At 46.3% G+C, this 10,077-nt stretch carries 12 protein-coding genes and 1 pseudogene; 3 read left to right on the top strand and 10 right to left on the bottom strand.

Translation table 11 applies throughout. From position 1 onward, the window contains the following. Positions 1–125 precede the first annotated feature (125 nt). From flhB to B3O33_RS01245, 9 genes and pseudogenes are all read right to left on the bottom strand, one after another. The gene (gene flhB, locus B3O33_RS01285) at positions 126–1,265 is read right to left on the bottom strand and encodes a flagellar biosynthesis protein FlhB (RefSeq protein ID WP_292362324.1); all 1,140 of its coding nucleotides are present in this window, start codon (positions 1,263–1,265) and stop codon (positions 126–128) included. Continuing rightward, positions 1,258–2,040, bottom strand: coding sequence for a flagellar biosynthetic protein FliR (fliR, locus tag B3O33_RS01280; RefSeq protein ID WP_292362325.1), 783 nt, complete (start codon positions 2,038–2,040; stop codon positions 1,258–1,260). Before fliR ends, flhB begins: the two co-directional genes overlap by 8 nt. A gap of 2 nt (positions 2,041–2,042) precedes the next feature. Beyond that, positions 2,043–2,312 (bottom strand): flagellar biosynthesis protein FliQ, encoded by a 270-nt coding sequence (gene fliQ, locus B3O33_RS01275; RefSeq protein WP_292362326.1) that lies wholly within the window; start codon positions 2,310–2,312, stop codon positions 2,043–2,045. A 2-nt stretch (positions 2,313–2,314) separates the two neighbouring features. Then, positions 2,315–3,052, bottom strand: a pseudogene (gene fliP / locus B3O33_RS01270) (flagellar type III secretion system pore protein FliP). Next, entirely contained in the window at positions 3,049–3,465 is a 417-nt protein-coding gene (gene fliO / locus B3O33_RS01265) for a flagellar biosynthetic protein FliO (RefSeq protein WP_292362775.1), read from the bottom strand. The pseudogene fliP and the gene fliO overlap by 4 nt, the downstream one beginning before the upstream one ends. Continuing rightward, positions 3,462–3,920, bottom strand: a complete 459-nt coding sequence (fliN, locus tag B3O33_RS01260) for a flagellar motor switch protein FliN (RefSeq protein WP_292362329.1) — start codon at positions 3,918–3,920, stop codon at positions 3,462–3,464. Before fliN ends, fliO begins: the two co-directional genes overlap by 4 nt. Positions 3,921–3,936: 16 nt before the next feature. Beyond that, positions 3,937–4,938 carry a flagellar motor switch protein FliM gene (fliM, locus tag B3O33_RS01255; RefSeq protein ID WP_292362774.1) on the bottom strand — a complete coding sequence of 334 codons (1,002 nt, stop codon included), beginning with the start codon at positions 4,936–4,938 and terminating at the stop codon, positions 3,937–3,939. Positions 4,939–4,940: 2 nt separating this feature from the next. Continuing rightward, complete coding sequence (locus B3O33_RS01250; RefSeq protein ID WP_292362331.1) at positions 4,941–5,444, bottom strand: flagellar basal body-associated FliL family protein; 504 nt, start codon at positions 5,442–5,444, stop codon at positions 4,941–4,943. Positions 5,445–5,493: 49 nt separating this feature from the next. Next, positions 5,494–5,901, bottom strand: a complete 408-nt coding sequence (locus tag B3O33_RS01245; protein ID WP_292362332.1) for a flagellar basal body-associated FliL family protein — start codon at positions 5,899–5,901, stop codon at positions 5,494–5,496. Between the two features lie 240 nt (positions 5,902–6,141). Between B3O33_RS01245 and asd the strand changes: the two genes are divergently transcribed. Further along, the gene (gene asd, locus B3O33_RS01240; protein WP_292362773.1) at positions 6,142–6,882 is read left to right on the top strand and encodes an archaetidylserine decarboxylase; all 741 of its coding nucleotides are present in this window, start codon (positions 6,142–6,144) and stop codon (positions 6,880–6,882) included. Between the two features lie 62 nt (positions 6,883–6,944). Here the strand turns inward: asd and zwf are convergent, their stop codons facing one another. Next, on the bottom strand, positions 6,945–8,414 hold the full coding sequence (gene zwf / locus B3O33_RS01235) for a glucose-6-phosphate dehydrogenase (RefSeq protein WP_292362334.1): 1,470 nt from the start codon (positions 8,412–8,414) through the stop codon (positions 6,945–6,947). A gap of 78 nt (positions 8,415–8,492) precedes the next feature. Here zwf and B3O33_RS01230 point away from each other — a divergent pair, with 78 nt between their 5' ends. Next, positions 8,493–9,566 (top strand): glycogen synthase, encoded by a 1,074-nt coding sequence (locus B3O33_RS01230; protein ID WP_292362772.1) that lies wholly within the window; start codon positions 8,493–8,495, stop codon positions 9,564–9,566. Between the two features lie 82 nt (positions 9,567–9,648). Then, complete coding sequence (locus B3O33_RS01225; RefSeq protein ID WP_292362771.1) at positions 9,649–9,942, top strand: hypothetical protein; 294 nt, start codon at positions 9,649–9,651, stop codon at positions 9,940–9,942. The last annotated feature ends 135 nt before the right edge of the window (positions 9,943–10,077 follow it).

Genomic DNA, 10,077 nt, shown 5'->3' with positions numbered 1-10,077 from the left:
TCCAGCATAAATGCAGGAAGGGGAATGACCACCATGGCCAGCAATGCCACCAGGAACATTGGTGTCGCGACATTACCGTTTAAAACCCCACCTAAACGGCTTGTCAGGCTTGTATTCTCCATTGACTACTCATCTCGTTTAAATTCATCAGGTATTGGCAAGTCTTCCGTATTGAGATTTGGCTTATTTCCGCCAGTATTTTTGTAACGTCTCAATTGGAAGACAAACGCCAGTATCTGGGCTACTGCAATATATAGACCAGATGGAATTTCCTGACCGATTTCGGTGCTGTAATAGACGGCACGAGTCAGTGGCGGAGCAGAGATAATGGGTACTTCATGGTGATCACCGACCATTCTGATCTGTTGCGCAATCAGATCGGTGCCTTTTGCCAGCACAACAGGTGCGCCGGATTTTGTCTGGTCATAACGTAAGGCCACTGCATAGTGGGTTGGATTAGTGATAATAACGTCGGCTTTGGGCACGTCCTGCATCATGCGTTGCTGTGACAACTGAATCTGCATTCTGCGGATCCGTCCTTTCACTTCAGGGCTGCCTTCAGTTTCTTTGTTTTCGTCTTTAACTTCCTGTTTTGTCATACGAAGTTGTTTGGTGTGATTCCATTTCTGAAAGGGAACATCAATCAACGCAATCAAAATCAGGCTGGCGCAAATGGCTAAAAATCCCCACAGCACGATATAGCCCAACTCGGTCATGGCGATTTGAACTTCCTGTCGTCCCAGTGTCAATAATCGGTCACGCAGACTCCACAAAATCAAGGTGCCAATACTGCCAACGAGTAAAAATTTACCCAGGGCTTTACCAAGTTCCACAAGTCCCTGTGGACCAAAAATACGTTTTAAGCCGCGAAGAGGACTCATCTTTTCCAGCTTGACCCCCATTGCCTGGGCAGAAAAATTCCACCCGCCAATCAATGCCGGAGCTGATAAGGCGGCTATCAATGTAATCGCAAGGAAGGTAAGGACATCCAATGCCATGATTTTCAAGGCAAAGATTAACTGTTGTGCCATCATGTGTGGATCCATGATCAGCTTGCGATTAAGTGAAAATGATTGTGTCATGACTTCGCCAAGACTACTGATCAAATTACCACCGACAAATAACATTCCCACTGCACTGGCAACCAATACCACGACAGTGCTTAACTCCTGAGAGCGGGGAACCTGACCTTTATCCCGGGCATCCTGGAGTCGTTTGCCCGTGGGGTCTTCTGTGCGTTCCTGGCCGCTATCCTGCTCAGCCATTGTTCTGTACCAGCATTCGCGTCATTTGCAGCATTTGATCAGCAAAGTTAACCAGGTGATTTCCAACTGCAGGCAAGGTGATGTAAATAATCACAAACCCCAGGCCTATTGTCAGTGGAAAACCAATCGAAAAGGGACTGATTTGCGGGGCGGCACGTGACAAAATACCGAACGCCAGATTCACCATCATTAAAGAGCCAATTGCAGGTAAGGCAATAATAACACCTGCGGCATACATCCAGCTGGCCAGACTGGCGATATCACGAAAGCTTTCAGCTGCAATACCGCCATTGCCAATCGGCAGGGTAATAAAACTTTCTGCCATTACCTGTATTAATACTAAATGCCCATTGATGCTGAGAAACATCAGGGTGATAAAGATCATATAAAACTGACTGATGACCGGGACAGTTGTGCCGTTTTGCGGATCGACCATAGACGCGAAACCGAGGCCCATCTGCATGGCAATAACCTGACCGGCGACAATGAATGCATTGATCAGCAGTTGCAACATAAAGCCCATACAAATGCCAATCATGATCTGTTCTGCGATCAGCAAAATACCTTCTGCGCTCAGAGGTGAAACGACAGGGATAGGTGTATTGATGGTGGGAACCACCACTAAAGTGATGGCCAGCGCAATTATCAGGCGGGTTCGGACGTTAATAAAATTACTGCTGAATATGGGGGCTACCATGACCATACCGCCTATGCGAAATAGCGGCAGTATGTAAGCACCGAGCATCGCACTGATTTCTGCGATTGACAGGTTCATGGCTAACCGATCAGGTAGGGAATGTTTTCAAACAGTCGAACCGTATAATTGGTGACCAAACTTAGCATCCACGGCCCGGCCACCATTAACACCAGAATCGTCACCAGTAATTTGGGGATGAAACTCAGTGTCTGTTCGTTAATAGATGTCGCTGCCTGAAACATGCTGACCAATAAACCGGCGATTAATGCCGGGATCAGGATAACAACGATCAGCAGCGTAATCACTTCGAGCGTTTGTTGCATGACAGTTAATACGGTTTCAGGTGTCATGGCTAAATATAAAAGCTGGAGGCCAGCGTTCCCATCAGCAGTGCCCAGCCATCAATTAACACGAATAACATCAGTTTGAAGGGCAGGGATATCAGCATGGGTGACAACATCATCATCCCCATCGCCATCAACACTGAGGCAACCACCAAGTCAATGATTAAAAAGGGTACGAAAATCAGAAAACCAATCTGAAAAGCGGTTTTTAATTCGCTGGTGACAAATGCGGGTAACAACAGCGTGAACGGAACTTCATCTGCACTTTCAATCGCGGCATAACCCCCAATTTCGGCGAATAGTTCGATATCACTCTCGCGTGTTTGTGCCAGCATAAATTCACGAAATGGCTGGCTGACCTGTTCAATAGCAGCGGTAGCTTCAATATCGCCGTCAAGATAGGGTTTAACACCATTTTCATAGGCATTGCTGAAGACCGGAGACATAATAAAAAAGGTCAGAAACAATGCCAGACCAATCATGATCTGGTTGGAGGGCGTGGATTGCACCCCCATTGCCTGACGCAGGATTGCCAGCACAATAATGATCCGGGTAAACGAGGTCATCATTAACAATGCTGCCGGCAACAGGGTCAGTACGGTCATTAACGCCAGAATTTGCAGAGTTAATGAATAACTTTGCGATCCGTCTTCGCCAGTGGATTAGGTCAGAGCCGGAATACCGGGTTCGGCCAATGCCATTCCGGGTAAAAAGAGACATAAAAACAATAATCCGAGACGTATCATTGATTGCCTCGTTGCTGCATCATTTGTTTCAGACGTTCTGCAAATGTATCACCACTTTTAACAGGCGTTTCCCGAACGGAAAGTGGCTCGGACAAGGTATGCAGAGTATTGATTTGTTGTGGTGTGACGCCGAGCAAAATCTGTTGTTCACCCACTGGTATCAAAACCACTTTTTCACGGGTGCCGAGCGAAATAGCACCCAGCACTTTTAGTTGGCCGTGGTGTGCAGCGTGAAAGTATTGACTGCGTTTCAAAAGCCAGCCTAAAAAAACGATCACCGCCAACACCATAATCAGACCAAAAATGGTTTGTAATAAAGTGCTGGCATTGACCGGAGCAGAATTCATTGTTTCGGCGTTCACTATCAATGGAAACAAACCGGTAAAGCCGGTAATGACTTGCCAGTATCTCATCGCAGTTTTTTAATCCGCTCTGCGGCGCTGATCACATCCGTCAGACGGATACCGAATTTATCGTTTACCACCACCACTTCACCATGGGCAATCAAGGTGTCGTTTACCAATACATCCATCGGCTCACCGGCCAAACGGTCGAGTTCCACCACAGAGCCCTGACTTAATTGCAGCAAGTTGCGGATACTGATGCGGGTACGGCCAATTTCCATTGAAATGGTGACCGGAATATCCAGCACCATATCCAGATTTACATCCGTTCGTGGTTTACCTTCATCATCCAGTTTGTCCATAGGAGCCGGACTGGCCTGTGCGGTAGAAGATTCCGCTTCAGCCTGTTCTTCCAGTGCGGCCGCCCAGGGATCTTCCGCAGTATCGTCATCGACTTGCTCTTCCAGTGCGGCGGCCCATTCGTCGGCCAGATCCTGATCGGATTGTTTTGTATCTTCACTCATGATTTTTTAGCCTTTGTCAGCTGATAATTGGTGTAGTGTCTTTGGGATGTTCAATAATTGAGGTGATTTTTAACGCTGCTTTGTCGTTGTGTTCACCATAGGTGGCACGAAATACCGGTATATTTTCCACCATCGTGGTGACCGTTGTGGGCATGGTGATAGGAATAATATCACCCACCTTCAATTTACGGACTTCTTCCAAAGTGAGCTTGGTTTGTGCCAGTGTTGCCGATAGATTGACATCTGCCAGCATCAGTTCTTCACGCATTGATTTGGCCCAGCGCCCATCATCGGTTGAGCGATCACTTTGCAGACCGGTGTCGAGTAATTCACGAATCGGCTCCAGCATGGAATAGGGTAGCGTGATATGCAAATCCCCGCCGCCGCCATCCAGCTCAATATGAAAGGTGGAAATAACCACTACTTCGCTGGGGCTGACGATATTGGCAAACTGGGGATTAACCTCATGATTCACAAATTCGAATTTTACCGGCATCACCGGAGACCAGGCTTCAGTGAGATCGTTAAAGCATAAATTCAGCACCATGCGAATAACACGCAGTTCGGTTGCGGTGAACTCCCGGCCTTCAATACGTGCCTGAAAGCGGCCCTCGCCTCCAAAATAATTGTCTAATATAGTGAATACCAGTTTTGGTTCAAACACGATGAGTCCGGTACCACGTAACGGATGTAACTGAATCAGATTGAGACTGGTAGGTACAAACAGGGTATGCACATATTCGGAAAACTTCATCACCTGCACGCCACCTACGGAAATCTCAGCAGAACGGCGCAACATGTTGAATAAATTAATGCGAAGATAACGGGCAAATCGCTCATTGATCATTTCCAGCGTTGGCATGCGTCCACGGATAATGCGTTCTTCATTTCCGAAGTCATAACGCCGTGGTTTGCCATGTTCATCTAATTCTGGCTTATCTTGCTTGATCTCGTCGCCGCCAAGACCATTCAGCAGTGCATCGACTTCATCCTGTGACAATATATCGTGAACGGCCATAACTATTGCATTACCAAACTGGTGAAATAAACGGCTTCAAGGCCGGTGATGGCGTTGTCTTGCTGCTTGAGGAACGTATTGATGGTTTCCAGTGATTCCTGCTGCAAAGCCTGCGTTCCCTCAGTGGTACTGAGAACGTCATAATTTTGACTGTAAAACAACATTAATAACTCATGTACCAGAGCAGGTTCATGCAAGGCAAACAGATTAATAGATGCCTGATCGCGCGCCATTACTTTCATCTTGATTTGCAGATAGCGAACCTGATCATTACTTTGCTCTGCGAAGTTAACAATAAAAGGCGACGCCACTTCATGATAGATTGGCGTGGCTTTCGGCGCAGTCGTGGCTTCTGCCGAATCGGCTGATGCTGCATCTTTATTCAACCACCAGTAAACACCGGCACCAATCGCAGCCAGCAGTACTACAATGCCAATAATCAGAATGATTTTGGTTTTTTTACTCATACCCTGTTTCAGTTCGATATCTTTCTGTATTTCTGCCATGTTGTTTACGTCCTATCGATAAAATGTGTTAAGCAAATACCATGCCTGATCATTGCCAGAGAAAGGTGGTGAAATAAACCGCTTCAAGATTGCTGTTACCGGTTTCCTCTTCAAAAATCGCTTTGATACGTTCGTAGGCTTCTTGTTGAAGCCGGCTGCGACCTTCAATACTTTTCACGGTATTCATATTCTGTTCTGCAAATAGGATACGAAGTGAATCCTGAATCATCGGCAGATTACTATCTGCACTATTAAGAATGGCGGGGTCATTGGACTTTAATGCCACTTTGATTTGCAGGTAGCGAGCTTTTTCTTCACTTTGCCGCAAAAAGTTAATGGTGAAAGGTTCTTCAATAACGTAATACAACGGTTTCGTTGATTGGTCACCTGCCGCATAACTGGCAAAGCTGGTGAAACTGAGCAATGTGATCATCAATGCTTGCAGCAGATTCTTCATGACTTGGTATACTCCTATATACGATAGAGGCTAGTGATATCAGTGTTTGATTATGACAAGCTTGGGTAATGCGTGAAAGGGGGCAATTTGTCTAATAACAATCTACAGCGAACTGAGGCGGCCGGGACGAGTAAAAAAGATTTCTGGCTGGCGTTGCCTCAATACTGTCTGCCACAACATTTATTATCACGATTGATGCACCGACTTTGTCGATGCCGGAGCACCTGGCTGAAGAATCGCATGATCTCAATCATTATTCGCCAGTACAAGGTGGATATGACAGAAGCCGTAAATCCCGATATCAATTCATATGAACACTTCAATGCTTTTTTCACGCGCAAGATTAAAGCTGAAACCAGACCCGTTGCGATTGGTAGCGATGTTATTGTTTCTCCGGTAGATGGCTGTATCAGCCAACTAGGTGCTATTGATTCAGGCAGAATAGTTCAGGCCAAAGGACATGATTATTCAGCACTGGNNCAGTTACTCGGTGGAGATCAGGAGTTAGCCGAAAAATTTGATAATGGTCAATTCGCCACGATTTATCTGTCGCCACGTGATTATCATCGAATCCATATGCCGATTTCCGGAAAACTGACGCGGATGCGTTATGTCCCCGGTAAATTATTTTCTGTGAATCCACTGACTGTGCGTGGTGTTCCACGATTATTTGCGCGTAATGAGCGTGTGGTAAGTATTTTTCAGACAGATTTTGGGCCTGTGGCGTTGATTCTGGTGGGTGCTATTTTTGTTGGCAGTATGGAAACTTTGTGGCACGAAGGTGAGATTACACCGCCTTACACGAAGGATATTCTGGACTGGTATTATGCGAACGAGAATATTCGTCTGAATAAAGGAGAGGAGATGGGCCGTTTCAATATGGGCTCTACGGTGGTGTTATTGCTTCCAGCGGATGCACCGGCCTGGAAAGATGAATGGAAAGCTGAGATGAAGATAAAACTGGGTCAGGCTCTGACCTGAATTCTTTACAAAATTCAATGCTAAAAAAAACCGGACAATGTCCGGTTTTTTTGGCTTATCATTTAAACGTTATTACGCCATGCATGGCATGGATTGTCCTGTAAACATTTCACTTCTTCAGGGCCCCAGGTACCAGCTTTGTAAGTGTGGACAAAGTCCTGTTCTTCCGCCCATTTTTCCAGAATCGGATCAACAGCTTTCCAGGCCAGATTGACTTCATCGGCACGCAGGAACAGTGAACGGTCACCCTGGATAGCGTCCAGAATTAAGGCTTCATAAGCGTCAAGCTTGTGCTTGTTGTCGTCAGATTCCATTGTTTCCAGGCCAACGGTATGCGCCTTCATTTCCAGTCCGGGCTGTTTGGCCTGTAATTCAATACGCAAGGTGTTGTCCGGTTGCAGCCCCATGACAATCCAGTTGGCGTGACTTTCACCCACTTTGGTGTCTTTAAACAATTCCAATGGCGGTTTTTTAAAGCGGATGGCTATCATCGCTTTGGATTCAGGCATACATTTGCCGGTACGTAGATAGAAAGGCACACCATGCCAGCGCCAGTTATCAATATAGACTTTCATCGCAGCATAAGTCTCAGTCACACTGCCGGCCGGCGCATCATCTTCTTCCAGATAACCTTTCACCGGTTTACCGTTGATTTCGCCTGCTGCATATTGGCCACGGAAAGCATGCTGGTCGACGATATCTTTGGTAATTGGACGAATCGATTTCAGGACTTTTACCTTTTCATCACGTAACGATTCGTCATCCATATCGGCAGGAGGTTCCATTGCCACCAGTGCCATCACCTGTAACAAGTGACTTTGAATCATGTCACGCAATGCACCGGATCCATCATAGTAACCGGCACGTCCACCGACACCTTGCTGTTCGGCATGCGTGATTTGTACGTGATCGATATATTTATGATTCCATAAAGGCTCTAGCAACAGATTGGCAAAGCGGAATACAAAGATATTCTGAACCGTGCCTTTACCCAGATAGTGATCAATCCGGTAAGTCTGCTCTTCAGTGAAGTTTTTGCGCAGGATGCGTTCCAGTTCGGCCGCACTTTTCTGATCGTAACCAAACGGTTTTTCAACGACTAAATGACGCCAGCCATCAGTTTCCTGATTTAAACCAACGGCAGAGAGCTGATCGCCAACCACGCTGAATAAAGAGGGACTGATGGACAGGTAAAAAACGATATTTTGAGAGAAACCATTTTCCGGCGTAGTAATCAGCTTTTTCAGTTCGTGATAGCTGAAAGCTTCATTGATATCACATTTGAAATAGTGCACTTTCTTCAGGAAGTTTTGCAGTAAGTCGTCATTGATACCGCCGCGAACTCGCGGACTAACGTATTCTGTGACCAGGTCTTGCCACTCCTGTTGAGTGCTTTCTTTACGACCCATACAAATGATACGGGTATCATCCGTCAAACGATTTTCAGCTTGTAAATGATACAAAGCCGGAAGCAGTTTTTTCTGGGATAGATCGCCGGTGGCGCCGAAAATAACAATAGTACAAGGTTGCATGGTTTCTCCCGTTACAAGGCTGTGACTGTGCCTTTGAGCGTATATAATTGGGTAATTGTACAATTTTGGGAGCGCAACGTGCGAAAAATTCTGTTTGCCAGCAGTGAAGTCTATCCGCTGATGAAAACCGGTGGGCTAGCAGATGTGTCAGCCAGTCTGCCATTTGCCCTGTCACAAATGCAGCAGGATATTCGTATTATCATGCCGGCATATCGCGCTACGCTGAAACAGTTAGGGGAATGTCCGCTGGTCGCTACCCTGAAATTGGATGGTTATCACCAACCGATAAATATTCGACAAACACAGCTACCCGACAGTGACGTAACCGTATTACTGGTGGATTCAGCCGAACATTTTGACCGCGATGGTGGACCTTATTGTGATGCTAATGGCGTGGACTGGGCTGATAATGCGGCGCGGTTTGCTTTGTTTTGCCGTGCGGCTGCGGCAGTTGCTTCCAATCAGGCAGGACTGGACTGGCAGCCGGAAGTAGTGCATTGCAATGACTGGCAAACTGGATTGATACCCGCGTTACTCAGTCTGCAGAGTCGTCGTCCTGCCAGCGTATTTACCATTCATAATATGGCCTATCAGGGCCTGTTTTCCCGCCAGGTCTTTGAGATGCTCGATTTACCGGAGCGTTTATGGCAGGTCGAAGGTATTGAGTTTTACGGCATGATGTCGTTTATGAAAGGTGGTTTGATCTATGCCGACCACATTACGAGTGTCAGTCCGACTTATGCTCAGGAAATCTGCCATTATGAATATGGCTACGGGCTGGAGGGGTTACTGACATTACGTGCAGATCAGTCACGGCTCAGTGGTATCGTTAATGGTATTGATATTAATGAGTGGAATCCTCAAACGGACAAGTTCATTAATCATCAATACAGTGTTAAGAACCTGAAGCCGAAAACCCTTAATAAGAAAGCATTACAGCAACATTTCTTTCTTCCCGAATCAGCTGACACCTTAATGTTTGGCATGATCAGCCGTCTGGTATCACAAAAAGGGGTGGATCTGACCATTGATGCTGTTAATCGTTTATTAAATGAAGGTAAAGACATTCAATTGNNAAGCAGGATTAGAGCAGGATCTGCGGGTTTTGCGGGCCAGATTCCCAGACAAAGTGGGCATACAATTTGGTTATGATGAAGTATTGGCACACAAAATCGAATCGGGTGCAGATGCCTTTCTGATGCCATCCCGATTTGAACCTTGCGGGTTAAACCAAATGTATAGCCTGCGTTACGGCACCTTGCCCGTTGTCAGGAATACAGGTGGACTGGCCGATACGGTGGTGGATGCCACCGAAGAAAACCGTAAGAAAATGCTGGCAACCGGGTTTAAATTTAGCGAGCCCACAGTGGAAGATTTTTACGATACTCTGTTAAAAGTAAATGAATTATTTTCACATCCCCGTCTATGGCGACGGATGATGCTGACTGCAATGGTGCAGGATTTTAGTTGGATAAATAGCGCGCAAGCCTATTTGCACCTTTATCAGCAATTAGTGGATAACTCATGACAACAAAACAGGTTGATTTGACCAATGTAGCGGAACTGGAACTGCTCACCGATAAAGATCTGCGGGCGCATGTGCGTTTTCTGGTGAATTTACTGGGGGAAGTGATCGCCGAACAGTCCGGCACCACGGTTTATC

It is taken from the genome of Methylophaga sp. UBA1464, assembly GCF_002325665.1.
Classification (GTDB): Bacteria; Pseudomonadota; Gammaproteobacteria; order Nitrosococcales; family Methylophagaceae; genus Methylophaga.
The sequence above is the reverse complement of the archived record's forward strand: the minus strand, read 5'-3'. Positions and strand labels throughout refer to the sequence as shown.